The sequence below is a fragment of the Bacillus sp. FJAT-27231 genome (assembly GCF_001183975.1).
GTDB classification, from domain to species: Bacteria; Bacillota; Bacilli; order Bacillales; family Domibacillaceae; genus Pseudobacillus; species Pseudobacillus wudalianchiensis.
This window is the reverse complement of record NZ_LFZU01000001.1, coordinates 3,379,484-3,404,425: the sequence shown is the minus strand read 5'-3', so window position 1 is coordinate 3,404,425 and position 24,942 is coordinate 3,379,484. Positions and strand designations below refer to the sequence as shown.

Sequence of the window (24,942 nt, the reverse complement as noted above, 5' to 3'; positions counted from 1 at the left end):
ACAGAAAATTTCAGAGTATTTCGGTAAACATTTTGTTGAATAAGACGATAAAGAAAAGTGATGTGTTTTTGGTTCTATAGACTTAGGTATTTAGAGAGGGTTGATAACATTGGTATGGAATTCTATTAGAACAAAGCTGCTCGTTATTTCTATTGCTTTGCTGTTTGTTCCAAGCTTAGTGATTGGCACAACGGCTTTTTATAGTTCTAAGGATAACTTGAACAAAGCTGGCGAGACAACGTTAAAAAATGGGGTAGAAATGGCGCTCCAAATCATTGACTCATTAAATAAGCAGGTAGAAAACGGCAGCATGACACTGGAAGAAGCTCAGGAACAAGCTAGAGTTTATTTAATTGGCCCTAAAAATAAAGAGGGGATAAGAGATCAACAAAGCCCGGTTGATCTTGGAGAACACGGCTACTTTAACGCGTTTGATCAGAAGGGAACAGATGTCGTTCATTATTCTGACGAAGGAGATGATTCCTGGGAGATTAAGGATATGAACGGCAAGCTTTTCGTTCAGGAGGTGATCCATAAAGCGGAAAATGGCGGCGGATTTACTGAGTACGAGTGGAAGCTCCCGAATAACCCAAAACAAACGGGAGAGAAGATTGTTTACAGCGCTTTAGATCCTAACTGGGGCTGGGTAGTCGCTGCGGGTACATATAAGATGGATTTTAATAAAGGGGCCAACCACGTCTTAGTGATCATTGCTATGACGATCGTGGCTGCTACTATTATTGGGCTTGTAGTGATCATTGGATTCACTCGCTCTTTAACGAAACCACTACAGCAATTGACAGATCATGTCAATCAAGTGGCCGCTGGTGATTTAACAGTGGAAAAGCTGCGGATTAAAAATAAAGATGAAATAGGGGTGCTTGCAAAGGGCTTTAATTCTATGGCATCCAATATGAGAGAGATTATAGTAGCGGTCGATCAATCTGCCCAGCAGGTCAGCGATTCTTCCCAAAGCTTGAGTGCCATCGCGGAAGAGACTTCTGCTTCAAGCGAAGAAGTCGGCAGTGCTATTCATGAAATTGCGGGGGGTGCAGCTAAACAGGCCGAAGATGCTGAAATGTCTAATGTTAGAATGATTGATTTCACTAAACAAATTGAAGCTGTTCTTCAACAGGAAGAAAAAATGACCGCGAAAAGCCAGGCCGCCAGTGAAGCTAGTGAAAAGGGATTAGCACAAGTGACTAGCTTGCAAGTAAAATCAGAAGAAACAAATAAGCTGACGCAATCAGTAGCAGAAGTCATGACCCGCCTTTCGGAAAGAGTGAAAGAGATTGAAAGCGTTCTTGCTGTTATTAATGCGATTTCCGACCAGACCAATTTGCTCGCTTTGAATGCATCGATTGAAGCAGCAAGGGCTGGAGAGCATGGCAAGGGCTTTGCTGTTGTTGCCGAAGAAGTAAGAAAGCTCGCAGAACAGTCTGCCCAGGCGACTGGAGAAGTCCGGCAGACGCTAACTGGCATCATAAGCGAGTCTGAGAAAGCGTCTAAAGCCATTGAAATGAATCAGGTTTTAGCAGAAGAACAGGCGAAAGTTGTAACGGAGACAGAAAAGGCTTTTCAGCTTATTGCTTCTTCTATAGAGGATATCGTGCTCTCTATCCACGAAGTCAGTGCTGGTGTGCAAGAGATGGATGTCCATAAAGGCGATGTACTGCAATCTATTGAAAATATTGCAGCAGTAGCAGAAGAGTCCGCTGCTTCTACCGAAGAGGTGACGGCTTCAATGGAAGAGCAGCTTCGTGCGATTGCAGCGATTGCAGATTCCGCTGAACAGCTAAATAGAGCAGGAGAAGAGTTGAAACAAAAGATTTCTAAATTACGTATATCTTAAAGCTAAAAAATGCCCCGAATTTGTCCGGGGCATTTTTGGTTTGGCTAATAAACTGTCTAATTTAGCTGATAAAAAAGCATAGTAGGCTAATAAGCACGGCCAGTCCACGAATATAAGAGCCTCAACGGCCAGTTAAACGATAAAATAAGCAAGAATGGATAAACAGATAGAAGTAATGCCCATGGCGATCAATGGTTTTAACGCTTTTGTCCGTAAATCACGCAGGCTCACATTCAAACCGAGTCCGACCATAGCCGCTGTTAGGAACCATGTTGTCATAGTTGCGATCCCATCCATCGTTCCAGCTGAAACCGGGATGGAGCGGCCAAGAACATAGCTTCCAAAGAGGCTCATGACAAGAAAACCGATTAAAAACCATGGGAATTCGACTTTTGCTTCGGATTGGTTCTCTGCCGATTTCCGCTTCATTAAATACATAAAGATAAAACAAAGCGGAACGAGTAGAAAGACACGACCTAGCTTGGCAAGTAAAGCGACCGCTAATCCGTCCTGACCAGCCGGTGCCACTGCTAAGGCAACATGGGCAATTTCATGTAGGCTGATGCCTGACCAAATACCATAATCAATTGCTGACAAAGGCAGGATCGGTCGTAAAAGGGTATACGTAATAGCGAATACCGTGCCGACTAGAGCAATAATGCCGACACTAATTGCTGTATCCTCATCGTCTGATTTGAGAATGGGAGCTACCGCCGCAATAGCCGCTGCTCCGCAAACGCCTGTGCCGACACCGAGAAGCAGCGAAATCATTTTATCTGCTTTGAGTAATTTAGCGATCCCAATTGTTAAAAAGATCGCAAACACGATGACTCCCGCATCTCGTACGAGTAGTCCCAGTCCCTCATGCAGCACCATATCAATATTTAATTTTAACCCATATAAAATAATCGCCAGTCTCAGCAGTCTTTTAGACGAGAAAGCAATGCCTGAACGAATGGCTTCTGGATATCCGAACACTTGTCGATATCCAACGGCGATGATAATCGCGCAGGCCAGCTGGCCGACATGATCAAATCCAGGCACTTGAGCTAGTAAATACCCGAGCAGAGCAATTAGAAAGGTAAACGCAATTCCGCTAATCCACGGTATAAAAGAAGATGTCTCCTTCTTTTGCTGTACAAGCTTTTTCTTGACTTGAACGTTTTGCATAGCCATCTTAACACCTCCGTAAAATAGGTTGTAATTCTATCTTAAAGGGTGTTTTAATATAAGAAAAATAAATCATTGTGATTGTGATGATAAGTAAAATGCATGATACATGCAAAAAGGAGAGAGAAGGATGGATCAACTTTTGCTCGTTTTTATGACAGTAGCTGAAAAAAAGAATTTCTCTCGGGCAGCAGAGGAGCTGCATATGACACAGCCAGCGGTTAGCCAGTGTGTTCAGACACTTGAGCGTACCGTTGGATCTCGGCTGTTAGACCGCACGAATAAATATGTCCGCTTAAATAAAGCAGGGGAGATCGTATACCACCACGCAAAAGAAATTACCGGGTTATACACTAAAATGAAATGTTTGGTGGATGATTTAACGAACAAAGCGAGTGGGGAACTATCGATAGGAGCTAGTTATTCATTTGGAGAGTATGTGCTCCCGCATATTATCGCTTATGTAAAAAAGCATTATCCGCTCATTAAGCCGGTCATTAAGATTGGGAATACAAAGGAAATTGAACGGTCAGTTGCCAACCGGCAGTTAGACGTTGGCATTATAGAAGGGGAGTTTAAACATGAACGGCTTGAGTTTGAAGCGTTTGCTGAAGATAAAATGTATATAGTGGCCGACGCCCATCACCGCCTTGCTGGCAGAAAGTCCATTAAGCTTACTGAGTTGAAAGAGGAGACTTGGATTGTTCGGGAAGAAGGGTCAGGCACAAGGGAGGCAACAGAAAAAATGTTCCAGCTGTTTGAACAACCGCCGGAACAATTAATGGAGTTTGGCAGCACACAAATTATTAAAGAATCAGTTGAAGCTGGTTTGGGCATTTCCCTGCTGTCACAATGGGCTATCAGAAAAGAAGCAGCGACTGGATCGCTTGCCATTTTAAAAGTAAAGGAAGCCCCGATAACAAGAAAGTTCTCTTTAGTCACGACAACTGATCCTTTTCAGCCGAAAGTCGTTGAAATCTTAGGACAGTTACTACGAAATGATTTTGCTGACACTGTCCCAAAGGTGGAAATATAGCTATTAAAGTATAAGAAAAGGACAGCTATCTTATCGGCTGTCCTATTAAAGTTGGAAAGCGGCTAGCTTTCCAAATATCGATATAGCGTAGATTTGCTAATCCCCGTTTCTTCTTTTATCTCCTTCAAACTATATTGCTTGCTTTGATACATCCGGATCGCTTTTTTCACATTTTCATCAGGCTTTCGCGGTCTTCCAGGCGCCACTCCTTTCTGCTTTGCCTCATGAACACCGCTTCTTGTTTTTTCACTGATGACATCGCTTTGAAAATCAACAAGGTGCTTAACAATATCCGTGAAGCGATAGCCGCCTGCATCGCCCGTGTCAATTCCTTCTTTTAGAGAGTGGATAAAAGATCCCTTTGCTTCAATCGCTTCTAAGAGTTCGACTAAATGACGGGTAGAATCAGCTAAGATAAAAAGCTTCGTTACGATGATTTTATCGCCAGGACAAAGCTGGGCGATCATATTGTCAAGCTCTGTTCTTCTTTTTGCAGAAGAGTGTTCTTCTTGTAAAACTTTTTCACAAGGCCAATCGGCCAAATATTGTGCTTGGCTGTCGCAGTTTGGATCTTCATAATAGGGCCTCATATATCCTATTAGCATACAAATTCTCCTCATCTATTGAAAATGATTTTCCCTCTATTATAAGAAAGTATGTAAAAATTCGTCCCAAAAAGGTTCCTTTTTAGGAGGATAAGTGGTAAACTGATTTTTGTTTTTATCGGCCCGGCTTTTATGAGAGTTAAAAGCCAAACATTAATTTATGATAGGCGAGGTGTAATAGAAAGTGATTAATAAAATCAAAAAAAATTGGTTTTCGAATATAAGAGCGGACGTTCTTGCTGGGATCGTTGTAGCATTAGCGCTTATTCCAGAAGCGATTGCCTTCTCGATTATTGCTGGAGTGGATCCCATGATTGGCTTATATGCCTCCTTTACGATGGCAGTTGTCATTGCTTTTGCTGGCGGCCGTCCGGCTATGATTTCTGCGGCAACTGGTGCTATGGCGTTATTAATGGGACCGCTAGTAAGAGAATATGGGATTAATTATTTGTTAGCCGCTACGATTTTAACGGGCGTTATTCAGATCGTATTTGGTGTATGTAAAGTGGCTAGATTAATGAAATTCATTCCACGGGCGGTTATGATCGGGTTTGTTAATGCATTAGCTATTTTAATCTTTATGGCCCAGGTTCCTCAGTTTATTGATGTTTCATCTATCACATACGTTTTTGTAGCGATCACATTAGTTATTGTATATGTTGTCCCGCGATTTGTTAAGGTTATTCCCGCGCCGTTAATGGCTATTATTGCTTTGACAGCGGTCGCTATTTATACGAATGCCGATTTACGCACGGTGGGCGACTTGGGGCATATTAGTCAAACATTGCCACAGTTTTTTATTCCAGATGTTCCATTTACATTTGAAACATTCGCTATTATCTTCCCTTATTCCATTGCTTTAGCGATTGTTGGTTTATTGGAATCGTTATTAACCGCTTCGATTGTTGATGATATGACAGGAACAGAAAGCAACAAGAACCAAGAAGCAAGGGGACAAGGAATAGCCAATATTGTCACAGGGTTCTTTGGCGGCATGGCTGGCTGTGCCATGATTGGCCAATCTGTTATCAATGTTAAATCAGGAGGCCGCAGCCGATTGTCTACTTTGGTGGCCGGCTCGTTTTTGATGTTTCTCATTATCGTATTGGGAGACCTTGTAGTACAAATTCCGATGCCTGTGCTTGCGGGAATTATGATTATGGTGTCGGTCGGCACATTTGACTGGTCATCGTTCTCTTATTTAAGAAAAGCACCGAAGACAGATGCGGCCGTTATGCTCATAACCGTGGCGATTGTAGTCGCCACACATGATTTATCTAAAGGTGTGATCGCTGGAGTGATCTTGAGCGCGATCTTCTTTACTGCAAAAATTTCTAAAATGAAAGTGAATAAGCAGGTGGAAAAAGAACGGGTTTTGTTTGCGGTAGAGGGTCAATTGTTTTTTGCCTCTGTAGACAGCTTTCTAGATGCCTTTGACTTTACTGTGGAACATAAAGAGATTGTGATTGATTTTTCAGGCGCTCACATTTGGGATGATTCCGCTGTTGGGGCCATTGACAAAGTGGTCATGAAATATAATGAAGGAAATAACAGAGTGACGATTAAAGGATTAAATTCGCCTAGCCAAAGAATCGTCGACAAGCTGACAGTACACAAAAATACAAAATTAATTACGCATTAAACGAGTGAATGGGGTGGAAAGATGTACAAAAAAATTTTATTGGCGGCAGATGGCTCTGAAAATTCACTGCGGGCAGCCCAAGAAGCGGGGAAGATGGCTTCACTGGTAACCGGCTGCAAAATCGAAGTGGTGTATGTTGTGGACTTTGCTAAATCCAAGAGTGATATTCTTCACGTACAGAGTACAGAGGAGCTAGAATTATCTCGCAGACAAAAGCTTCATCGTGTGGAAGAAGAATTAAAATCTCAAAAAGCAGCTTATGAGGTGAAAATTTTGCATGGAGAACCAGGACCAGCTATTGTGAAATATGCAAATGAAGGAGAGTTTGATCTCGTTATAATTGGCAGCCGCGGATTGAACGCGCTGCAGGAAATGGTACTCGGCAGCGTCAGCCATAAAGTAATGAAAAGAGTCCATTGCCCGGCGTTAATAGTCAAGTAAGCGATTGTTGAAAAAGCTTGCCCAAGGATGGAACATCATCAATGAGCAGGCTTTTTTCTATCAAAATCAGGGGACTGTTGATAAGGACCTGAGAGCGTGAATAACCCCAACCGTAACAAGCAAATTTCCGCGCTCATCAATACTATCAGTAAAGAACATTGTATATATAAGCATATTATTATAAGCTAATCAAGGAAAAGGAGGCACTTGACATTGACAGAGGAAATTGAAAAAACTGCAAATATTCTAAAGTTGTTAGGCGATAAAACAAGGCTCACGATGATGAAGCTGCTGCAGGTGAACGACTGCTGTGTATGTGAGTTTGTAGAAATCTTTAAAATCAGCCAGCCGGCTGTCAGTCAACACGTGCGCAAGTTGAGAGATGGGGGACTCGTTCGGGAAACACGGAGGGGCCAGTGGGTTCATTATTCTCTTAACCGAGACAGTGAGCATTACGAATTTGTTCAGCATCTTCTGAATGAGCTTCCGAGCCAGGAAGGTTATTTACGGGAACTAGAAATACAAGGCTTGCGTATTACATGTGATTAATGAGGTGGAGGTTTAGAAATTGGCATCAATTGTATTAGCAGCATCTATTTTTTTGGTTACACTCCTGTTTGTGATTTGGCAGCCGAGAAACTTATCCATTGGCTGGTCTGCCTGTGGAGGGGCACTGCTCGCCTTATTAGTGGGAGTTGTTGATTTTCAAGATGTCATTGATGTGACACACATTGTTTGGAATGCAACGTTAACGTTTGTTGCGATTATCATCATTTCTTTAATATTAGACGAAATTGGTTTCTTTGAATGGTCCGCGTTACATATGGCCCGCGCCGCAAGGGGAAATGGGATTCTTATGTTTATCTATGTAGCGGTTTTAGGAGCATTTGTCTCTGCTTTTTTTGCGAACGATGGAGCGGCTTTAATTTTAACGCCGATTGTATTAGCGATGGTGCGAGCCTTAAAGTTTGATGAGGCAAAGGTATTTCCGTTTATTATCGCCAGTGGGTTTATTGCGGACACGACATCATTGCCGCTTATTGTCAGCAACTTAGTGAATATTGTCTCTGCTGACTTTTTTAACATTGGTTTTTCGGAATATGCTTCAAGGATGATCGTGCCTAATGTTTTCTCTTTATGTGCGAGTATTACGGTTTTATATGTATTTTTCCGGCGCAGTATCCCAAAGAAGTATGATTTGTCTCATTTGAAGAAGCCAGAAGAGGCTCTCCAGGATGAGAAAATGTTTCGGCTATCCTGGCTTGTGCTAGGAATTTTATTAGTCGGCTATTTCTTAAGTGAAGCGATACATATACCGGTTTCCGTTATTGCAGGCGTGATCGCTATTTTCTTTTTAGTAATGGCGCAAAGAAGTCCGGCTGTGAAAACGAAAGAAGTGTTAAAAGGAGCACCGTGGGCCATTGTATTCTTCTCGATTGGTATGTACGTCGTCGTCTATGGCTTGCGCAACGTTGGATTAACGGATGTACTAGCCGACATTATTCAATCGGCCGGTGTAGAGAAGGGCTTGTTTGCAGCCACGATGGTGACAGGTTTTACGGCAGCTATTCTTTCTTCTATCATGAATAATTTGCCGACTGTCATGATTGACGCGTTGGCGATTGAAGCGACGAATGCAACGGGAACGATTAAAGAGGCATTAATTTACGCGAACGTGATTGGCTCTGATTTAGGTCCAAAAATTACCCCAATCGGCTCGTTGGCTACTCTTCTCTGGCTGCACGTGTTGTCACTCAAAGGAGTGAAAATCTCCTGGGGAACTTATTTTAAGACGGGCATTGTGTTAACGATTCCGACCTTGTTTATAACTCTTTTAGGTCTTTATTTATGGCTGCTCATCGTCTAAGTCTATAGAAAAAGGAGAAAAGATAGCATGGCAAAGAAAATAATTTATTTTTTGTGTACCGGAAATTCCTGCCGCAGCCAGATGGCAGAAGGATGGGCAAAGAAATATTTAGGAGAAGAATGGGACGTCTATAGTGCTGGCATTGAGGCCCATGGACTTAATCCTCATGCCGTCAAAGCAATGAAAGAAGCCGGGGTTGATATTTCCAATCAAACTTCTAACGTGATCGACTTTACTATTTTAAATCAGGCTGATTTGGTGGTTACCTTATGTGGAGATGCAGCTGATAAATGTCCAGTGACGCCGCCGACAGTCAAACGGGAGCACTGGGGATTTGATGATCCTGCGAAGGCAGAAGGAACAGAAGAGGAAAAGTGGGCTTTCTTTCAAAGCGTGCGTGACGAAATCGGTGCAAGAATCAAGCAGTTCGCCCAATGCAAAGAATCTGTTTAAGAAGGGGTTAAATAAGTGGTAAAAGCAGTTATCTTATTCGTTTTAGCCGGGGTAGCTGAAATTGGCGGCGGCTATTTAATTTGGCAATGGCTGCGTGAAGGACGTCCAGGCTGGTTGGGCCTCCTCGGGGGAATCATATTGTTTTTGTACGGAGTTATTGCCACACTTCAAATATTCCCTACTTTTGGCCGCGTGTATGCTGCTTATGGCGGGGTATTCGTCGCTCTTAGTTTGTTATGGGGATGGTGGGTGGACAAGAAAACACCAGACGCCTTTGATTGGATCGGCAGTCTCATCTGTCTAGCAGGTGTGATGGTAATCTTGTGGCCTCGAAGTTGATTCGTTTAAAGCGTTATTCCTTCGGGAAGAGTAATACTATATCATTACTTCACAAGGAAAGGAGAATAAACAAGTGGCGAACAGAAAAGAACCGCATGAAAAAATGACAGACAAAAACAACGGATTAAGTGATACGCAAGAGGTTTTATATCAAAATGAATTTAACCGGGCTGATGCTGCCAACAAGGAAAAAAACAAGAAGAATAATCAGTAAAATAAACGAGGCTGTTTTGAGAACACGGATTCTTAAAACAGCCTTTTGTTTTTATTTATAATGATGCAGCAAGAAATTTTTAATGTCGGCGTTGATCCATTCGAGATGTGAATCGGAAGGAAAGTGTCCCATGTCGTAAGCACGCCATTCTAATAAATCACCGAAGAGGGGCGCTGCTTTTTTGAATAACGCTTCTTCAGGGAAGAAAATATCCGTTTTTCCTGCCACGATTAAAGTGGGGGAGTGATAGCGCTCTAGCTCCTTTTCAGTCGTTAGCTTGGGCATATCTTGTTCCAGGGAAACATATCTAAAAATCTTTCCGATTATTTTCTTATCAATCGACTTCATGCTGCTTAAAGACATTGCATCCGCAATAGCTTTTAAATGTTTTTTCGAGCCGCTTATTCTGAAAAGGGTCAAGGGAATGAGAATTTCTTTTATCATTTTGGTTTTAGAACCGAGATTGATACCAGCTGGAGCAGCTAATACAGCGCAGGCGATTTTTTCAGGATAAAATGCGGCAAGCCGTAAAACGATCCCTCCTCCATAAGAGGGACCAACAAAAGCACAGCGCTCAATATGATAGTGATCAAGAAGATCGGTCATCCACAGGGCAAAGCTTTCGTCCTTGGCGGATAGTCTCGTTTCATCACTATAGCCAGGATGCCCAATCGTGTCAGGTGCGTACACTTTATATTCACTCAGCAAGCCTTTGAACCAAGATAACGTCATCGGGTTAATGCAATTCCCGCCTTGAAGAATAAATAATGGCTTTCCATCCTTCTTGCCCATCGTTAATACGTGTGTTTTTCCGAATCGAGTCGGTACATATTCTCTGTCGATGTTACAATTAAATGATTTCAGGTAATCCTCATAGTGCTGCAAAATGAGCTGTCTTCCTTGCTCACTCCTATAGATGGACTTCTGTTTCACGGTTACTCCCCCAGTATCAAAAAGGTCTTTTTTAGTCAAATTTTAACAGAAAGCACCATGAGTGAGGAGAGCTTATTTAGCGATAATGCTGAAGTAAAAAAGCCGCCATGTCTTTATTCATTCTGTCGATGTGCTCTCGAGAAGGAAAATGTCCCATATTATAAGCTCTCCATTCCAGCAAGTCTCCAAAGAGAGGAGCGGCTGTTTCGAAAAGCTTCTCTTCAGGGAAAAAGACGTCCTGCATACCGGCAATAATCATAGTAGGTGCACGGTAATTATGCAGTTCTTGTTTTTCTGTTAGTTTTGGCAAATCGTGTTCAAGCGTCACATGCTGAAAAAGGGTGGCGATAATATCCCGGTCGATGGCTTTCATTCTACCAGCAGACATGGCATCCGCGACGGCTTCAATTTGCTCTGTTGAATCATTTAGCTGATAAAGGGTAAAAGGAAGGAGCATCTTTTTCATCGTCCACCATTTAGAGAAAGGGATGATGCCAGCAGGAACAACGAGAATGGCGCAATTTATTTTTTCGGGATAAAAAGCCGCCATCCGCAATACGATTCCACCTCCATAGGAAACACCGGCGAAAGCACAAGTATCGAGCCCATAATGATGAAGCAAGTCGAGGGTCCATAGGGCAAAACTGTTATCCTCAGGATCAATCCTTCTTTCACTGCTGAAACCAGGGTGACCGACTGTATCTGGTGCGTAAATTTTATACTCGGGAAACAATCCTTCAAACCAGGAGAGTGTCATCGGATTGAGGCAGTTTGCTCCGTGAAAAATAAATAGCGGCTTGCCATCTTCTTTGCCAAGCTTTAATACATGTGTCCGGCCGAACCTTGTTTGTACATAGTCTCTTTCTACACCACTAGGAAATAAATCTACATAATCCTCATATTGCTGCAAAATATAGTCTTTAATATGAGGATGTTCGTAAATGGACGAATGCTCCATGTAATCGCCTCCTGTCTTTCTTTTAGAATAGCCAACATCCTCAAGTGGTATAAGTTAACGCTTATGAATCAAAGTCATTAAGGAAAAATTAAGCGTGAAAGAAAGGTGAGGATCTTGAAAACATTATTTTATTGCTTGCCGCTCTTTATTCTTATCCTTTTAGGAAGTGTGACGAGCACAGCCGCTCAGGAAGTAAGCCCCGAGGATATGGAGGAAGTGCTCGTTGCCCAGTTCCATACCCAAATTTCTGAATCGATAAAAGCTGCCTATCATGTTAGGTTCCCGCAATTTGAAAAGGCACACATTATTTCGATCAAAAAAGCCGCACTGCCGGAGCCTTCAGAGGAAATGAAGCCGGGTACAGAATATGAAATTATGCTGAAGGTAAACGTGCTAAATGTTCCGAGAAAGGAAAACGCCCTTCTCATTACAATTAGCAACAGCGAATCGAATGGGAAATTTGTAGTGAAAGAAATGAAAAAGAGCGGTTTGTAGAAGAAGAGGGAAGCACGGTTGCCCTATCAATTAGGCAACCGTGTTTAGATTAAATATGCCGCAAGTCATCGTTTAACTTTTTTGCCTCGTGTTTAAAGTAAAGATAGAAGCAGACCCAGATGATTACATACATGAAGATAAATAAAGCTGCAAATGAGAGAACGCTTTTTATATTAAAGGCAATCCAGCCGACTCCTAAAGAGAGAGCAAAGTAGAGCACAGCAACGGTAACGAAGTGAAGAGCCGTTTGCTGGGACAGGCGAAGGGATTTTATTTCAAAATAAAGCGGAGTGATGGAAAAGAACCAGCCGCAAAACATTGTGGCAAAAGCATTTTTTATGAACAAACCTCCCTCAAGCAGTTCTTTGCTGCCAACATAAATAACAACTGCTGTGACCATCACGCTAAGGAAGGCGCCAAAAAAGATGCCTATTAAACTTCTCAATACAAAAGTCTTCATCGCTATTTCCTCCTGTTCATTTTCAATGCCTCTTTAATAGAACTGACATAATGCCGTGTCACATATTCTTTCTTGCCTGATTTAAAATGGACACAAAGTGTGCCATTGAACGACGCCTCAAAATGGCTAAGCTCGTATAGATTGGCGATAACTGATTTCGAAAGCCTAACAAATTGTCTAGACGAAAGCAGCTGTTCAAGTTCATAAAGCTTTTCCTTCACTTTAAACTCTCCATCGGCCGTCACGGCGAATACCTCGTCTTTACGTGAATAGAAATAGTGGATGTTAGCCGGTTTTAAGATATGCTGCATGTCTCCATCGCGGCCGACTATGAATTCTATCTCTCTCCCTTTTAGAAAATCAAGAATGTTTTTAATGGAATCGTCTACCTCTTTACATTGGATCGTTACTTTCGTTTCTTCGTAGTCCTCATCAATATCAACTGACACCTTCATTGTGGAACCCCCTTTTGCTGCCGCTTTTCTAGTCCTATTGTATGATAAACGGAACGTCGTGTAGCTGTCATACAGACAAGACGTGTAAAAATCAATGTCACTTGCTAATTTTACCCGGCAAGATGCAGGGCTGGCATGCCGCGCGTGCCTATTCGACAAGGTTGCGTTCACAAAGTTAGTTCTCCGCTCACAATCGACAAAGCTGCGCGCACATTCGACAAAATCCCGCTCGTATAACTTAAAACTCCGCTCATATATAAAAAACTGCCCAGCAGCTAGTCGTTTACTAGCTATTGGACAGTCCTGTTTGAATCGAAGCTTCTAATTGTACCTCAACGTTTCCTTTTATCGCCCGGCTGATCATGCAGGATTTTTCTGCTTTCTCAGCAAGCTTTTGAGCTAGAGAGATATCTCTATTCGTGGCATCAGCTTTCAACACAATGTTTGGACGATGAATGATGGTTTTGTACGTAATAACGCCTTTAATCACTTCAACAATGCCTTCCGATTCCATCGTCAAGCTTTCTTTTTCCAGTCCGCTGCGCTCCATCATAGCGGCTAGAGTAATAATGTAACAAGTAGCAGCAGCTCCGAGCAGCATTTCATCGGGGTTCGTACCGATACCTGGTCCATCCATTTCTGGTGGAATGGACACTTCTGTTTTTAAGTTGCCTGCTTCAATTTGCCCAACATCATTTCGGAGGCCGGGCCAGTTTGCTTTTAAATGAAAATGGTGTAGTGCCATATGTTCGTCTCCTTAAGATTAATCTATTACTTTTATTTTTTTCACGAACTGCCGATTCGCATAAGAGGATGAAAGCTCATATACGCCTGGCTCTATATCCTTGAGGTCAAATTTAGCCGAAGCGGTTAGTTTTTCGCCGGCTTTTAGTACATGCTCAGCATAGGATTCTATACAAAAGTCCGGAGCCACGTCGCCAGTTCCAGGTACAACCGTGTCCTTTTTTCTAAAGGACACTCCCAAATGACCGGAGCAGGGATTGCCGCCAAATTTAAAGTCTGTTTTCCCGGTGTTTTCGACAGTGGCGGTTACTTGAATCGTTTGGCCTTTCTCAATTACTTCTGATTTTGGTGAGTTACTGAAATTTTTATCTGTAACATAATCGACAGCCAGCGTGTAATAAATAGTTGGAATGATTTCTTTTTTATAAAAGGCGGTTTGGGGTTCTTTCTCCTTTTGTGCACAAGCAGCTAACAGCAAAATAAACAATAAAAAAAGGCTTTTTCTACCCATTGCGTTCCCCCCCTAGATGAGTAAAAAGTTTTACATAAAAATCCTTCATATAATTGTCAAAATTCGACCGTTTACAACACGGTGAGGTGGTATATATTAAGAGTAGATAGGATTTTTCAGAAAATTCTATCAGAAATAATTTTTCTAATTTAATGGCTTACGGGCCAAATGATAGATAAAGGGGTGTAAAGAGATGCGCATTAAGCACAAGAAGTCTCTTGAAGAATTGATCCAAGAGAACAAAGAACAATTGCTGAAGGACAAACAAGCGATTGAGAAGATCGAAAAGCGTATTGAAGAGCGTCACGAGTTAAAACGATTAGCTTAACGAGCTAGCCTCAGGCTGTTTCGAAACGATTGTTCTTATTATTGCTTAGCCTGCACGCAGCAGCTATTCCCCCTATGGCTGCTGTGTCTCCCTTCAGGCTTAGCTGCTTAGAAGACCAGCCTGACAACATGAACATAGACTTTGTCTATACTTTCAAGCCAGCATAACAAGCTGGCTTTTTATTTTGAAAAAAAGATTAAGAGCGTTCTTTCCAAAGCTTCATCGGATTTTCCTGTCCTTCATCTAGCGGCATATGAATCATGGATAGGGTTCGTTCAGCTTTTGGTTTTTTTAAATCCTCATAGATCATGCCGGAAGTAGTTAATCCTGCTGCCGCTGCCTCTTCAACCGCCGCGCAATAATAAACTTCTTTGATGCCGGCAAAATACATAGCTGCAAAACACATTGGACAAGGTTCTCCACTTGCATACATCGTATAGCCTGATAAATCGTTTGTCTGAAACTTTTCCTGAGCACGCCGGATGGACAGCATTTCCGCATGACCGCTTATATCATGTTTTTTATGCAGCTCATTCACTCCTTCTGAAACGATGTCGCCATCTTTTACAAGCACCGCTCCGAAAGGCTGGCCGCCATTCCGGACGTTTTCAATGGCCAATTCTACTGCCCGGCTCATAAATGAATCCATGTTGAAACCCTCCTTTAAAATCTCTTTACCGTTATTATAAGTCATCCGCTCTTGTTTTTCTCGGGTAGGGGGTTACTTATTTGCATGTCATAAGAAAAAAGGCCATCCCTCCGCATATTTAGAGAAGAATGATTTTCAATGAATACTCAGCTTGTACGGCAAATATACTTGATTGTGGAGCCATCTTTTAATCAGAAAGGCGGGTGTTTAGTTTGCAGATCCATGTTGTTCGGCAAGGGCAAAATCTATATCGCATCGCCCAAAGGTATGGAACTTCTGTCCAATCCATTGCGCAGGCAAATGAATTGCCTGATCCTTCAAAATTAGTCGTTGGGCAGACGTTAGTGATTCCAATAACAGGACGTTACCATTGGGTGCAGCAAGGACAATCTCTTTCTGAAATCGCGGGACTATACGGCACGACGGTCAGCGAGCTTGCTCGTGTTAATAATATATCTCCTTCTGCGCCTCTACAAGTAGGACAGCGGCTCTATATTCCTCCTGGTCCGAAGCCGGCGGCCGATGCGCTGCTGTACGTGGAACCGCGAGCGTCAGTGAGTGAAGCGATGATCAGAGAAGTGCGCAATCGTGTCGGTTCTTTAACGTATCTGGCCATATTCAGCTACCAGGTAAATCGTAATGGATCGTTAACCGCTCCTCCTATTGATACTATTCCGGCGATTGCTCGTGCTGCTCGAGTGACGAATGTGATGGTCGTGACCAATTTGGAAGAATATGCATTCAGCGCTGACTTGGCTCATGCCATCTTCACGAACGAAGCAGCCCAAAATCAGTTGTTCGGAAATATTATTCAAGTGGCGAATACGGTTGGCTATCGAGACATTCATTTTGACTTTGAAATTATGAATCCTGAAGATCGGGAGCTGTATACTGCCTTTTTACGAAGAGCGAGGGATCGGATACACGCAGCCGGACTTATGATATCAGCGGCTCTTGCTCCAAAGGCGAGTGATGTGAAAACGGGCATCTATGGGGCTCATGATTATGCAGCCATCGGGGGAATCGTTGATTTTGTCGCACTCATGACATATGAATGGGGGTTCACTTACAGTACACCGCAGGCAGTCAGCCCGATTGGACCAGTCAGAAATGTCGTTCGTTATGCTGTGAGCGTCATCCCGCGAAATAAAATTTTATTAGGGCAAAATTTATATGGCTATGATTGGACGGCTCCTTATCCGCCAGCAGGAGGCCCTCCTGCAAGAGCGGTCAGCCCTCAGCAAGCAATTGCCATCGCCTTAAGGGAGAATGCCGACATTCAATATGATAACGAAGCACAAGCGCCTTTTTTCCGCTATATCGACGATGCTGGGCGGCAGCATGAAGTATGGTTTGAGGATGCCCGCAGCATTCAGGCAAAATTTGATTTAATTAAACAGTTTCGTTTACGAGGGATTATGTATTGGAAGCTTGGCCTTGCCTTCCCGCAAAATTGGCTGCTGCTGCAGGATAACTTCACTATTGCAAAAAGAATGACCTAAAAAGCTCATAAAAATAACGTCTGAGGTTACGCTACTACTGACTACTTTTTGAAAAGGAGTATGTAACAGATGACTCATTCTAAACGAGAGGAAGAGCGGCAATGGAGAGAGCGAAAGCAATCGCAAAATCCAGATGGAAAAGTTAAGTCGTTCGATCAGCTAGCTGAAGACGCGGGAAAAGATCTGAAGAGTAAATGATGTGAATTTGATCACCATCCATAAGAAGGTCGGTTTCTCTGTATGGAATCGGCCTATTTGCCTGCGGATAACAGGAAATTGAAAAAAAAGACCCGAAAAGCCATTCTAAATGGCTTTTCGGGTCTTTTTTTTGTTAAAACGTATTAGCTGCTGTGGCTGCTTGTCTTACGCCTTCTTCAATAATTTCTTCTGCTCTATCAGGGAATTGGTTATGACCTTCCACAATCACAGTCGTAATATCCTGTACGCCCCAGAAGCCAAGCATCGCTTTTACATAATTCATGGACATTTCTGCTGCTTGGGCAGGCCCTTCGGAGTAAACGCCGCCACGAGCTTGCAGAAGCGCCACTTTTTTATTAGTAAGTAAGCCAACAGGTCCTTCTGGTGTATATTTAAACGTTTTGCCAGCCTGTGATAAATAGTCTAAGTATGTATGCAAGGCAGCAGGCACCGTAAAGTTCCAGAGAGGGAAGGCGATGACGACTTTTTCTGCTTCAAGAAATTGATTTAAATACTTATTTACTGTATTCACAGCTGTTTGCTCTTCAGCGGTTAGCTCTAAACCTCTTGCTGCTTTAAATGTGCCATTAATCATCTCATTGCCGTAGTAGGGGAGGTTCTCTTTAAATAAATCAAGCTCTGTAATTTCATCATTTGGATGGCTCTCTTTATAGCTATCAAGGAAAGCATGATAGAGCTTGACGCTAACGGACTGATCGATTGGTCTTGGATTCGCTTTAACGAATAAAACTTTTGACATACAAAACCCTCCATATCAAATGAGTAATTATTCCTATAAAGTAAAAAATCATTATATTTGTTAACTTTACTAGTTTAAGTTAAAAAAAAAGTTATTGTCAAATAATCGAAACTTTTATGTCAACAGCTTCATTTTGTCCTTTTAGAGACTGGGCTACTTCAATAGTGTCTGGTTTTTTCGGCTTTTTATTCCCATCGTTCAACCAGATTCATCATTAAGCAGCGTGTCCTCATTATGGAAAAGTTATTGATTTAACTAGCTGTCTGAATGGCAGCTATCCCTGCTGTAAAGCTGGACACATAGTTTGTTTTCTTAAATAAAGACACGATCACCGTCCCTGCTCTTTCACTTGTATCGCAAACCTAATTAAAGGAATTTTGTCGATTTAACATTAGGCAACTTAGGGAAAGTACATAGAACAAAACAACATGAATAAAGGAGGAAGAGACTAGTGGCGTATCATAGCCCTCAGCAAATTGCCCAATTGGCAATAGAAGCTGGAACTAAAAAAGTTCATTTACCATTTCCAAGCGTTTTATTGTTAGGTTTTTTAGGAGGAGCCTTTATTTCGATCGGTTATCTTTTAGATATTCGGGTAGTTGCCAGTTTGCCTCACGAGTGGGGCTCATTCTCGGCTTTTCTGGGGGCGGCTATCTTCCCTGTAGGGTTGATGCTGATCCTTATTGCGGGAGGAGAGTTATTAACAGGAAATATGATGGCCGTTTCGATAGCTTGTTTGGCGAAACGAGTTCACATAGCCCAGCTTATTAAGAACTGGTTCTGGATCACCCTCAGCAATTTTATTGGAGCCCTTTTTGTGGCTTACTGTTTTGGCCATCTAGCTGAGTTAACCACGACAGGTCCTTATCTGGACAAAACAATTGCGACCGCACAGGCCAAGATAGAAGCCAGTCCGCTGGCGGCGATATGTTCTGCTATCGGTTGTAACTGGCTCGTTGGATTAGCTGTTTGGATGTCTTACGGCGCAGAAGACATCGGCGGGAAGATATTAGCGATCTGGTTTCCGATTATGGCGTTCGTTGCTATTGGTTTTCAGCACGTTGTCGCTAATATGTTTGTGATCCCAGCGGCTATTTTTGCTGGTCATTTTAATTGGGGAGACTACTTCTATAATTTTATTTTTGTATTTATAGGGAATGCCATAGGAGGGTCTGTATTTGTTTCAGCCATTTATTGGCTCTCTTATCGGCGGGAGCTTACGTCAGATAGTCATTCTTAAAACAAAAGGAATTAAAGAAAACAAGAAACACAATCGAATACTTTTTGAAACGTTCCCTGCAGGGCAGCCAATCTGAAGTTGGCTTCTGTAGGGTCTTTTTTATTTGCTAATGAAATAGTTTAGTGGAAAAAGCATGTTAAACTATAAAAAATGGATAACGAAAATTCTAGTATCTTAAAGGAGGAAAATACTATGCGTCTAACCGAGATGGCGATGGAAGAGCTAGAGGAACTAGAAGAAGCTCTTCACAATGAAAAAGAGGACAGCCCTTATTCAAATTATTCTCAGAAAATAAGAATTTATAAGGAAATGTATCGCCGTCTCGAAAAGACAGAGGACGAAAAGGGCTATTTCAATTATGTGCGAAAAAAGCTCATTTTCCACTTAATTCATTATGGTACATACCTTAAAATGCAATACGAGAAGAGTGAAGATGGAGCGGAAAGCTGTTTGAAGGCAGCCTTGCGTTATGATAACACCAACCCAATTGCCGCATACAGACTCGGTTTTTTATCGTATAAACGCCAAAAGTATCAAGCTGCTATGGATTATTTCCAAAGAGCTATAGATTGTCAGCAGAAGCATAAGGAATCAGACTATCGGTTAAGTGAAAAACAGCTGATCAACGCCCACCTTTACTTAACGAATAGTGCTCTGCATCTAGCAAAGCAAGCCTATGAAAGAATCGAAGAGCTGCCTCACGATAATCAGGAAGAGCTGCCAAACTATGAATTTTCCTCTCTTTATGAGCGCTTAAGGGATAGCGACCGGCATTTAATCCAGCACGCTTTTTACAAGATAAGTGAAAGAGAATCTACTACTTGTTCAAAGGAGGAGTGTGAAGAAGTCATCACACACGAACCGGCGGACACGATTGTGCTTTATTTTAATGACCGGAATATTAGATTGATTTTTAATGAAGATGCCACGACTCTTAGCCAGGAGCAAGGAGATATACTGCGTCATTTATTAACCAAAAGCTCTAAAGTTTCGCCAGCCACACGAATGACTTTGCATTATTGTTTTTCCGCTGGTCTTACAGGTGAGGTGAACGGAGAGAATTTAAGACAAGCGATCCATAGACTGAGAAACAGAATGCGAAATTGCAACATAGCCCATGTTATTGAAACAACGCGTTTTAGAGAAGAAACTGCCTATTATTTCAATGGGTCACTCCCCTATATCGTCATGTATCGTGTAGATGAAGGGATTGGATATTTAGGATAAGAAGCCTGTGACAGGGGTGTCACAGGCTTTTTGCGATAATAAAGCCATAAACAAAAGGGAGATGATCAAATGAAAAGCTGGAATCGTTTATTCATCCGTCAAGGGTTTATGGTAGAGGAGAAAGAAGCAAATAAATTTTTCTGTTGGACAGAAACAGAAAAGAATATAGATTTCTTGCTGGAGAGCTTAGCAAAGCTTTCTGTAGAGTATAGTCTTGAACAGGGGATATTAACAATTATGAGTCCGGCTGTCTCAGAAGAAGAGTGGCTAAGAGCTGTAAGCTTCAAGCATAGAGGCGGTGGGGAATGGGCTTGGTTTCACCCAGGTGAAGAAGAGCCAAAAATTAAAGAACTCGACACATACATTTCCGGAGTAGTACGGCATCTGAACCGACTGGGGCTTCACACTACCTATTCCTGTGATGGGCATGAGCGGAGAAATCCGTCCATTGAATTTGCCGAATGGGTCGATATGGAGCGGGCAAGCAAAGTGTTACACGCAGCTGGCGTATCAAGATTATTAGTAAGGAATCGGAATATAAAAATGTTAGTAGGGCGCAATCAGCTCTTAAGCCTTGCTGAAAACTTAAATAAAATTGAAAAGGCATGGTTAGATGAAGAAGTAGATTTCATTAAAAAGCAGCTCTTTTTTCATCAGCTGGAACAATGCTTATCCATTAACGGGAAAAGCGGAAATGAGGGGAAAATAAGAGAATTTGTTATGCAAGAACTTAATCAATATGTAGATCACATGACGGTAGATCATGCTGGCAATGTTTTAGCTCAAAAAGTGTGTGGAACCGGTCATGGTCCTGTCATTCTATTGAATGCTCATTTAGACACAGTCGATACAATAGAAGATGATCGGAACATTATGAAAGAAGGAACGATCTGGTCGAGCAGTAAAGGAATACTGGGAGCAGACGACCGGGCAGGAGTAGCTGTCTTGCTGGAAATGGCTCGCCGTCTTCAAGAATGCAAGTTCAACGGAAAAATCAAGTTCATTTTTACCGTTGAAGAAGAAGTAGGCTTAGTAGGGGCCCGAAGTGTGAACGAATATTTTCTCTGGGATGTCAATGCTGCATTCGTTGTTGATCGCCGCGGAACAGGGGATATTGTGACCTCATGCGGTGGATATGAAGCGTTCTGTGATGAACGTTACGGCACTTTTATCGAAGAAGCTGCGGAAAAACAAGGCTTAACGGGTTGGAGATGCACAAAGGGAGGAAGCAGTGATACAAGAGTTTGGGCTTCTCATGGTATTCAAAGCGTCAACCTGTCTGCTGGCTACCAAAACGAGCATACCTCATCAGAAACACTTGATGTCGAAGCATGCTATCAGACTGTGCAGCTGTTGATAGGAGTGCTTCACCAAGCAAGAGACCTGCAAAGGGTAATCCGGCAAATTACCATTGGCAGAGACTTAAGCGGAGAAAGGGCCCCAAGAGTGATGTTGAGATAAAAGAGTGTATAGTGAGATTAACAGCATAGGATAAATAATAAAGAGGCGCTGGCTCGTAAATAGAGAAAGTGCCTCTTTGTCATCTTTACATTTTTCTTATCGATGGACGTTTCTTGAATGGTATTAAATCAAGAGCATACTGTCTTTTAATGTCCCAGCCAAGACGATGTTGCAGTTTGATCCATTCAGAAACCAAATACCCTTTTTCAAAAACGGCATTCATTGCTTCTGCTTCCCAAATGGATTAAATTCTGCCCAAGCCATTATAAAAAATAGCGCTAATTAAAGGTTCTTCTTCGATCTCCATGGTAAAGTAATCGAAACGATCTGGCTTTGCTTGATTTAAGCTGTTTACCCAGCGATCCAAATATAAGTAAAACTCAAGTAGGGCTACTGATTCTTCAAAGAACACCTGCTGATCAATGTGAATGAGCAGGCTGCGGGATTCTTTTTTTCATCCTCGGCCATAGCAGACGCATCGTTTAGGAAATCATATTGGATGTTTAGTTGTTTACAGAATATATTGTCCATATTTTCCCTCTTTGACTACAGAGTATTTTCCTTATTTAGTCATCCTCTAATCTTCTGGTAAAATAGCATTATATAGTAGAAAGAAGGAGAGAAAACGATGCCTATTCACAACAAACTTGTACGTGATCGGATACTAGAAATTGTTGACCGAAGCGGAAAGAAATACAGCTCCCGTATTCTTAATGAACGAGAATACGAAGAGGAAGTCCGTAAAAAAATGAACGAAGAGCTGGCTGAATACGAGGCGGCTCAAAATGATGAAGAAGCGCTCGAAGAACTAGCTGATCTGCTTGAACTCATACACGCTGCAGCCGCCATTCACGGGGCTGATGTTAACGAGCTTGAGGCAATACGCCAACAGAAGGCTGAAAAGCGCGGCGGATTTAGCGAGCGGATTTTTTTAATTGAGGTAGAAGATGACTAAGTTGCAGCTAATTACAGAAAATCTTGTGGAGACAATCATTAAACTGGCAGAAGAAGCAGAAGAAATCTACATACTTACTTCTTTTGTCATGAGGTCAGGTGTAAAGCGGATTCTTCCTGCTTTACAGCTGGCTGCTTCGCGTGGTGCGGATATTAAAATTTGTACTGGTGATTATTTGTCTATCACTCAGCCGGAAGCACTTCATCTTTTGGCCGCCGAACTGCCTGAAGCTGAAGTGCGTATGTGGCAGAGCGGCGGGAAGTCTTTTCATCCAAAAGCCTATTTATTTCGTTCCAAACAAGAGGGTCACGTTATTGTAGGGTCTTCTAATCTATCCCTTTCTGCTTTGACAGGCGGGGTAGAATGGAATCTTCATGCGCCGCCTGCAGTTGATGAAGAAATCTTTGAAAAGGGGCTTTCTGAATTTGAAAAGGTATTTTATCATGACTATACGATTCCGGTGAATCTAGAAACAATTAGACAATATCAAGAAGCCTACGATCACTTTCACAAAAGTCAATCCATTATGAGAACCTTCACAGAAGCAGAGGAAACGGAGATGATGTTTTCCGAACCAAGTGATCAAGACCAGATGGTGAATGATCCATCGGAAGGTTATACCGTAAAACTAGAGCAGTTAATTCCGCGCCCGGCGCAACAGGAAGCACTTCAGGCATTGGAGGATACGCTGGAAGAAGAGTATGATCGTGCACTCGTTGTGATGGCAACAGGTCTTGGAAAAACATATTTAGCTGCTTTTTTTGCGCAGAGATTTAATAGAGTTTTATTTATTGCTCATCAAAAGGAGCTGCTGGTGCAAGCTCGAAAGTCTTTTTTAGACGTCATGCCTGAAAGAACTGCCGGGTTATTTAACGCTGATTTTAAAGAGAAAGAAGCAGAAATGTTGTTTGCTTCTGTTTTTACGCTTGGTTTAAAGCAAAACCTAGGGAGCTTTGATCCGACTGATTTTGACTTAATTATTATTGATGAATTTCACCATGCGGCCGCCAAGTCCTATCAGTCGATATTAAATCATTTTAAGCCAAAGTTCCTTCTCGGTATTACAGCGACACCTGATCGAATGGATAACAAAGATGTTTACAGTATTTGCGGCGGCAATACGGCCTACCGAATCCATTTCATCGAAGCCATCCAAAAGCAGTGGCTAGCTCCATTTATGTATTACGGTGTTTATGATGATACAGACTATTCAACTTTAACGTGGCTTGGCACACGATACGATGAAGAAGAACTGCTGCAAGTGCAGCTAAGGGGAGAAATGGCAGAAAAGATTGAAACAGCTTGGAACAAATATCGTCAGACGAAAACAATCGGATTCTGCTCATCTATTAAACAGGCAGCCTTTTTAAGCAGCTACTTCAACAGCAAAGGCTGGAGAACGATTGCTATGCATTCAAAAATGAAAGGGTATTCCCGGGAAGAAGCTATAAAAGCGTTAGATTCTGGGGAGTTGGACATCATTTTTACCGTTGATTTATTTAATGAAGGAGTCGACATTCCCTCTGTTGATACATTGTTATTTGTTCGGCCGACGCAATCACTCACTGTTTTTACCCAGCAAATTGGACGGGGATTGCGTATAGCAGAAGGAAAAGCTCATTGTGTCATTATTGATTTAATTGGAAACTACCGCAATGCCGATATGAAACTGCAAGTATTTGATACGAAGGAAAAAGAGAACGATAGCAAACGTCAGGCTATTGTTCCTGCTGTGCCGGAGAATTGCCGGATAGAATTTGACTTAGCCGCAATAGAACTGTTGAAGGAAATGAACCGCAAAAGAAGTCCAAGGAAGGAACAGCTGCGCTATGCCTACGAGACTCTTAAACTGGAGCTGGGACGGCGGCCGACCCATCTAGAGTTTCATTTGAATGCTAATGCTGACAGCAAGGCTATTAAAGAATACTACGGCTCCTATCCTGGCTTTCTAAAGAGTATTGATGAACTGAGCGATAAAGAGGAAGAGGTATTCTCCCAATACAAAGACTGGCTCCAAGAAGTTGAACGAACCGTTATGACCAAGAGCTACAAAATGGTTGTTTTACTTTATCTCCTTTCGAAAGGGCCGGACAAATGGCTAGAACCCATCACGCCGGAAGAAGCAGCGCCATTTTTTCACAGTTACTTAACATCGAAGGAGTACCGAAAAAATAAAGATTTGGCAGATAAGCAAAGCAGCAAGCTGATTGAGTACGACCGGAAGAAAACAGCAGCGCTCATTGCTAGAATGCCCATGACTAAGTGGAGTGGATCATCAAACGGACTGGTTTCTTTTGAAGGTAACCAATTCAAGGTTCAACTTAGTGCGGAGGAAGAAGATGAAACCATTCTGTTTGAGTGGACGAAGCAAATTTGTGAATATCGTCTGCATTGGTATTTTGAGAGGAAGGCGAAAGATCAATAGGGAAAAACTTCAGTATATTCCA

30 protein-coding genes and 1 pseudogene are annotated in these 24,942 nt (G+C 42.2%); 19 read left to right on the top strand and 12 right to left on the bottom strand.

What is annotated here, in order from left to right:
- Positions 1 to 178 precede the first annotated feature (178 nt).
- Together AC623_RS22380 and AC623_RS22375 are read left to right on the top strand one after the other, a co-directional pair.
- Positions 179 to 910 (top strand): annotated as a pseudogene (locus AC623_RS22380) (cache domain-containing protein); the annotation flags it as partial.
- A 351-nt stretch (positions 911 to 1,261) separates the two neighbouring features.
- A complete protein-coding gene (locus tag AC623_RS22375; RefSeq protein ID WP_442853576.1) occupies positions 1,262 to 1,852 on the top strand; it encodes a methyl-accepting chemotaxis protein in 591 nt (196 codons plus the stop codon).
- 132 nt (positions 1,853 to 1,984) lie between these two features.
- Here the strand turns inward: AC623_RS22375 and AC623_RS16435 are convergent, their stop codons facing one another.
- On the bottom strand, positions 1,985 to 3,022 hold the full coding sequence (locus tag AC623_RS16435) for a YeiH family protein (RefSeq protein WP_231603653.1): 1,038 nt from the start codon (positions 3,020 to 3,022) through the stop codon (positions 1,985 to 1,987).
- A 130-nt stretch (positions 3,023 to 3,152) separates the two neighbouring features.
- On the opposite strand from AC623_RS16435, the gene AC623_RS16430 reads away from it, so the two are divergent.
- On the top strand, positions 3,153 to 4,058 hold the full coding sequence (locus AC623_RS16430; protein ID WP_049664485.1) for a LysR family transcriptional regulator: 906 nt from the start codon (positions 3,153 to 3,155) through the stop codon (positions 4,056 to 4,058).
- A gap of 62 nt (positions 4,059 to 4,120) precedes the next feature.
- On the opposite strand, the gene AC623_RS16425 is transcribed toward AC623_RS16430, so the two are convergent.
- Positions 4,121 to 4,663, bottom strand: coding sequence for a recombinase family protein (locus tag AC623_RS16425; protein ID WP_049664482.1), 543 nt, complete (start codon positions 4,661 to 4,663; stop codon positions 4,121 to 4,123).
- A 184-nt stretch (positions 4,664 to 4,847) separates the two neighbouring features.
- Here AC623_RS16425 and AC623_RS16420 point away from each other — a divergent pair, with 184 nt between their 5' ends.
- The 7 genes from AC623_RS16420 (at position 4,848) to AC623_RS21215 (ending at position 9,619) form a co-directional block, all read left to right on the top strand.
- Positions 4,848 to 6,305: a SulP family inorganic anion transporter gene (locus AC623_RS16420; RefSeq protein WP_049664479.1), complete on the top strand. Its 1,458-nt coding sequence runs from the start codon at positions 4,848 to 4,850 to the stop codon at positions 6,303 to 6,305.
- A gap of 21 nt (positions 6,306 to 6,326) precedes the next feature.
- Positions 6,327 to 6,746 carry a universal stress protein gene (locus AC623_RS16415; RefSeq protein ID WP_049664475.1) on the top strand — a complete coding sequence of 140 codons (420 nt, stop codon included), beginning with the start codon at positions 6,327 to 6,329 and terminating at the stop codon, positions 6,744 to 6,746.
- 213 nt (positions 6,747 to 6,959) lie between these two features.
- Positions 6,960 to 7,295 carry an ArsR/SmtB family transcription factor gene (locus AC623_RS16410; RefSeq protein WP_082174454.1) on the top strand — a complete coding sequence of 112 codons (336 nt, stop codon included), beginning with the start codon at positions 6,960 to 6,962 and terminating at the stop codon, positions 7,293 to 7,295.
- A gap of 19 nt (positions 7,296 to 7,314) precedes the next feature.
- Positions 7,315 to 8,613: an arsenic transporter gene (locus tag AC623_RS16405; RefSeq protein ID WP_049664468.1), complete on the top strand. Its 1,299-nt coding sequence runs from the start codon at positions 7,315 to 7,317 to the stop codon at positions 8,611 to 8,613.
- A 27-nt stretch (positions 8,614 to 8,640) separates the two neighbouring features.
- On the top strand, positions 8,641 to 9,066 hold the full coding sequence (gene arsC / locus AC623_RS16400) for an arsenate reductase (thioredoxin) (protein WP_049664465.1): 426 nt from the start codon (positions 8,641 to 8,643) through the stop codon (positions 9,064 to 9,066).
- Between the two features lie 15 nt (positions 9,067 to 9,081).
- Positions 9,082 to 9,405, top strand: coding sequence for a YnfA family protein (locus AC623_RS16395; protein ID WP_049664463.1), 324 nt, complete (start codon positions 9,082 to 9,084; stop codon positions 9,403 to 9,405).
- Positions 9,406 to 9,478: 73 nt separating this feature from the next.
- Positions 9,479 to 9,619, top strand: coding sequence for a YfhE family protein (locus AC623_RS21215; RefSeq protein ID WP_082174453.1), 141 nt, complete (start codon positions 9,479 to 9,481; stop codon positions 9,617 to 9,619).
- A 51-nt stretch (positions 9,620 to 9,670) separates the two neighbouring features.
- Here AC623_RS21215 and AC623_RS16390 read toward each other — a convergent pair whose 3' ends face one another.
- Positions 9,671 to 10,552, bottom strand: coding sequence for an alpha/beta fold hydrolase (locus AC623_RS16390; RefSeq protein ID WP_049664460.1), 882 nt, complete (start codon positions 10,550 to 10,552; stop codon positions 9,671 to 9,673).
- Between the two features lie 76 nt (positions 10,553 to 10,628).
- On the bottom strand, positions 10,629 to 11,510 hold the full coding sequence (locus tag AC623_RS16385) for an alpha/beta fold hydrolase (protein ID WP_049664457.1): 882 nt from the start codon (positions 11,508 to 11,510) through the stop codon (positions 10,629 to 10,631).
- A gap of 114 nt (positions 11,511 to 11,624) precedes the next feature.
- On the opposite strand from AC623_RS16385, the gene AC623_RS16380 reads away from it, so the two are divergent.
- Positions 11,625 to 12,005: a hypothetical protein gene (locus tag AC623_RS16380; RefSeq protein ID WP_049664454.1), complete on the top strand. Its 381-nt coding sequence runs from the start codon at positions 11,625 to 11,627 to the stop codon at positions 12,003 to 12,005.
- A gap of 49 nt (positions 12,006 to 12,054) precedes the next feature.
- Here the strand turns inward: AC623_RS16380 and AC623_RS16375 are convergent, their stop codons facing one another.
- From AC623_RS16375 to AC623_RS16360, 4 genes are all read right to left on the bottom strand, one after another.
- Positions 12,055 to 12,465 carry a DUF3021 domain-containing protein gene (locus AC623_RS16375; protein WP_049664450.1) on the bottom strand — a complete coding sequence of 137 codons (411 nt, stop codon included), beginning with the start codon at positions 12,463 to 12,465 and terminating at the stop codon, positions 12,055 to 12,057.
- Between the two features lie 2 nt (positions 12,466 to 12,467).
- Entirely contained in the window at positions 12,468 to 12,920 is a 453-nt protein-coding gene (locus AC623_RS16370) for a LytTR family DNA-binding domain-containing protein (RefSeq protein ID WP_049664447.1), read from the bottom strand.
- Positions 12,921 to 13,206: 286 nt separating this feature from the next.
- Positions 13,207 to 13,665, bottom strand: a complete 459-nt coding sequence (locus AC623_RS16365; RefSeq protein WP_049664442.1) for an OsmC family protein — start codon at positions 13,663 to 13,665, stop codon at positions 13,207 to 13,209.
- A gap of 18 nt (positions 13,666 to 13,683) precedes the next feature.
- The gene (locus tag AC623_RS16360) at positions 13,684 to 14,175 is read right to left on the bottom strand and encodes a hypothetical protein (protein WP_049664440.1); all 492 of its coding nucleotides are present in this window, start codon (positions 14,173 to 14,175) and stop codon (positions 13,684 to 13,686) included.
- Between the two features lie 193 nt (positions 14,176 to 14,368).
- Here AC623_RS16360 and AC623_RS21210 point away from each other — a divergent pair, with 193 nt between their 5' ends.
- Positions 14,369 to 14,503: an FbpB family small basic protein gene (locus AC623_RS21210; RefSeq protein WP_077247464.1), complete on the top strand. Its 135-nt coding sequence runs from the start codon at positions 14,369 to 14,371 to the stop codon at positions 14,501 to 14,503.
- 196 nt (positions 14,504 to 14,699) lie between these two features.
- On the opposite strand, the gene AC623_RS16355 is transcribed toward AC623_RS21210, so the two are convergent.
- On the bottom strand, positions 14,700 to 15,152 hold the full coding sequence (locus AC623_RS16355) for a nucleoside deaminase (protein WP_049664438.1): 453 nt from the start codon (positions 15,150 to 15,152) through the stop codon (positions 14,700 to 14,702).
- A gap of 212 nt (positions 15,153 to 15,364) precedes the next feature.
- Here AC623_RS16355 and AC623_RS16350 point away from each other — a divergent pair, with 212 nt between their 5' ends.
- Together AC623_RS16350 and AC623_RS22005 are read left to right on the top strand one after the other, a co-directional pair.
- Entirely contained in the window at positions 15,365 to 16,654 is a 1,290-nt protein-coding gene (locus AC623_RS16350; RefSeq protein WP_049664435.1) for a glycoside hydrolase family 18 protein, read from the top strand.
- Positions 16,655 to 16,723: 69 nt separating this feature from the next.
- A complete protein-coding gene (locus tag AC623_RS22005) occupies positions 16,724 to 16,852 on the top strand; it encodes a DUF6254 family protein (RefSeq protein WP_231603533.1) in 129 nt (42 codons plus the stop codon).
- Between the two features lie 133 nt (positions 16,853 to 16,985).
- Here the strand turns inward: AC623_RS22005 and AC623_RS16345 are convergent, their stop codons facing one another.
- Positions 16,986 to 17,612 carry an FMN-dependent NADH-azoreductase gene (locus tag AC623_RS16345; RefSeq protein ID WP_049664430.1) on the bottom strand — a complete coding sequence of 209 codons (627 nt, stop codon included), beginning with the start codon at positions 17,610 to 17,612 and terminating at the stop codon, positions 16,986 to 16,988.
- Positions 17,613 to 18,063: 451 nt separating this feature from the next.
- Between AC623_RS16345 and AC623_RS16340 the strand changes: the two genes are divergently transcribed.
- The 3 genes from AC623_RS16340 (at position 18,064) to AC623_RS16330 (ending at position 21,540) form a co-directional block, all read left to right on the top strand.
- Positions 18,064 to 18,852, top strand: a complete 789-nt coding sequence (locus AC623_RS16340) for a formate/nitrite transporter family protein (RefSeq protein WP_049664427.1) — start codon at positions 18,064 to 18,066, stop codon at positions 18,850 to 18,852.
- 192 nt (positions 18,853 to 19,044) lie between these two features.
- Positions 19,045 to 20,079, top strand: coding sequence for a tetratricopeptide repeat protein (locus AC623_RS16335; RefSeq protein ID WP_049664423.1), 1,035 nt, complete (start codon positions 19,045 to 19,047; stop codon positions 20,077 to 20,079).
- Positions 20,080 to 20,148: 69 nt separating this feature from the next.
- A complete protein-coding gene (locus AC623_RS16330) occupies positions 20,149 to 21,540 on the top strand; it encodes a M20/M25/M40 family metallo-hydrolase (RefSeq protein WP_049664420.1) in 1,392 nt (463 codons plus the stop codon).
- A gap of 85 nt (positions 21,541 to 21,625) precedes the next feature.
- Here the strand turns inward: AC623_RS16330 and AC623_RS21585 are convergent, their stop codons facing one another.
- Positions 21,626 to 21,763 carry a hypothetical protein gene (locus AC623_RS21585; protein WP_156187064.1) on the bottom strand — a complete coding sequence of 46 codons (138 nt, stop codon included), beginning with the start codon at positions 21,761 to 21,763 and terminating at the stop codon, positions 21,626 to 21,628.
- Between the two features lie 21 nt (positions 21,764 to 21,784).
- Positions 21,785 to 21,964, bottom strand: a complete 180-nt coding sequence (locus tag AC623_RS22370; RefSeq protein WP_442853575.1) for a DUF7878 domain-containing protein — start codon at positions 21,962 to 21,964, stop codon at positions 21,785 to 21,787.
- A gap of 204 nt (positions 21,965 to 22,168) precedes the next feature.
- Here AC623_RS22370 and AC623_RS16325 point away from each other — a divergent pair, with 204 nt between their 5' ends.
- A complete protein-coding gene (locus AC623_RS16325; protein ID WP_049664416.1) occupies positions 22,169 to 22,495 on the top strand; it encodes a nucleoside triphosphate pyrophosphohydrolase in 327 nt (108 codons plus the stop codon).
- Positions 22,488 to 24,920, top strand: a complete 2,433-nt coding sequence (locus tag AC623_RS16320) for a DEAD/DEAH box helicase family protein (RefSeq protein WP_049664414.1) — start codon at positions 22,488 to 22,490, stop codon at positions 24,918 to 24,920. The genes AC623_RS16325 and AC623_RS16320 overlap by 8 nt, the downstream gene beginning before the upstream one ends.
- Positions 24,921 to 24,942: the final 22 nt, after the last annotated feature.

What these genes read in the sequence shown, in the direction of transcription:
- arsC (WP_049664465.1), top strand. Translation starts at nt 8,641, where the DNA reads ATGGCAAAGAAAATAATTTATTTTTTGTGTACCGGAAATTCCTGCCGC.
- AC623_RS21585 (WP_156187064.1), bottom strand. Translation starts at nt 21,763, where the DNA reads ATGAATGCCGTTTTTGAAAAAGGGTATTTGGTTTCTGAATGGATCAAA.
- AC623_RS16415 (WP_049664475.1), top strand. Translation starts at nt 6,327, where the DNA reads ATGTACAAAAAAATTTTATTGGCGGCAGATGGCTCTGAAAATTCACTG.
- AC623_RS21210 (WP_077247464.1), top strand. Translation starts at nt 14,369, where the DNA reads ATGCGCATTAAGCACAAGAAGTCTCTTGAAGAATTGATCCAAGAGAAC.
- AC623_RS22005 (WP_231603533.1), top strand. Translation starts at nt 16,724, where the DNA reads ATGACTCATTCTAAACGAGAGGAAGAGCGGCAATGGAGAGAGCGAAAG.
- AC623_RS16375 (WP_049664450.1), bottom strand. Translation starts at nt 12,465, where the DNA reads ATGAAGACTTTTGTATTGAGAAGTTTAATAGGCATCTTTTTTGGCGCC.
- AC623_RS16385 (WP_049664457.1), bottom strand. Translation starts at nt 11,510, where the DNA reads ATGGAGCATTCGTCCATTTACGAACATCCTCATATTAAAGACTATATT.
- AC623_RS16335 (WP_049664423.1), top strand. Translation starts at nt 19,045, where the DNA reads ATGCGTCTAACCGAGATGGCGATGGAAGAGCTAGAGGAACTAGAAGAA.
- AC623_RS16370 (WP_049664447.1), bottom strand. Translation starts at nt 12,920, where the DNA reads ATGAAGGTGTCAGTTGATATTGATGAGGACTACGAAGAAACGAAAGTA.
- AC623_RS16360 (WP_049664440.1), bottom strand. Translation starts at nt 14,175, where the DNA reads ATGGGTAGAAAAAGCCTTTTTTTATTGTTTATTTTGCTGTTAGCTGCT.
- AC623_RS16425 (WP_049664482.1), bottom strand. Translation starts at nt 4,663, where the DNA reads ATGCTAATAGGATATATGAGGCCCTATTATGAAGATCCAAACTGCGAC.
- AC623_RS16365 (WP_049664442.1), bottom strand. Translation starts at nt 13,665, where the DNA reads ATGGCACTACACCATTTTCATTTAAAAGCAAACTGGCCCGGCCTCCGA.
- AC623_RS22375 (WP_442853576.1), top strand. Translation starts at nt 1,262, where the DNA reads ATGACCCGCCTTTCGGAAAGAGTGAAAGAGATTGAAAGCGTTCTTGCT.
- AC623_RS16330 (WP_049664420.1), top strand. Translation starts at nt 20,149, where the DNA reads ATGAAAAGCTGGAATCGTTTATTCATCCGTCAAGGGTTTATGGTAGAG.
- AC623_RS16430 (WP_049664485.1), top strand. Translation starts at nt 3,153, where the DNA reads ATGGATCAACTTTTGCTCGTTTTTATGACAGTAGCTGAAAAAAAGAAT.
- AC623_RS16320 (WP_049664414.1), top strand. Translation starts at nt 22,488, where the DNA reads ATGACTAAGTTGCAGCTAATTACAGAAAATCTTGTGGAGACAATCATT.
- AC623_RS16345 (WP_049664430.1), bottom strand. Translation starts at nt 17,612, where the DNA reads ATGTCAAAAGTTTTATTCGTTAAAGCGAATCCAAGACCAATCGATCAG.
- AC623_RS16325 (WP_049664416.1), top strand. Translation starts at nt 22,169, where the DNA reads ATGCCTATTCACAACAAACTTGTACGTGATCGGATACTAGAAATTGTT.
- AC623_RS16435 (WP_231603653.1), bottom strand. Translation starts at nt 3,022, where the DNA reads ATGCAAAACGTTCAAGTCAAGAAAAAGCTTGTACAGCAAAAGAAGGAG.
- AC623_RS16355 (WP_049664438.1), bottom strand. Translation starts at nt 15,152, where the DNA reads ATGGATTCATTTATGAGCCGGGCAGTAGAATTGGCCATTGAAAACGTC.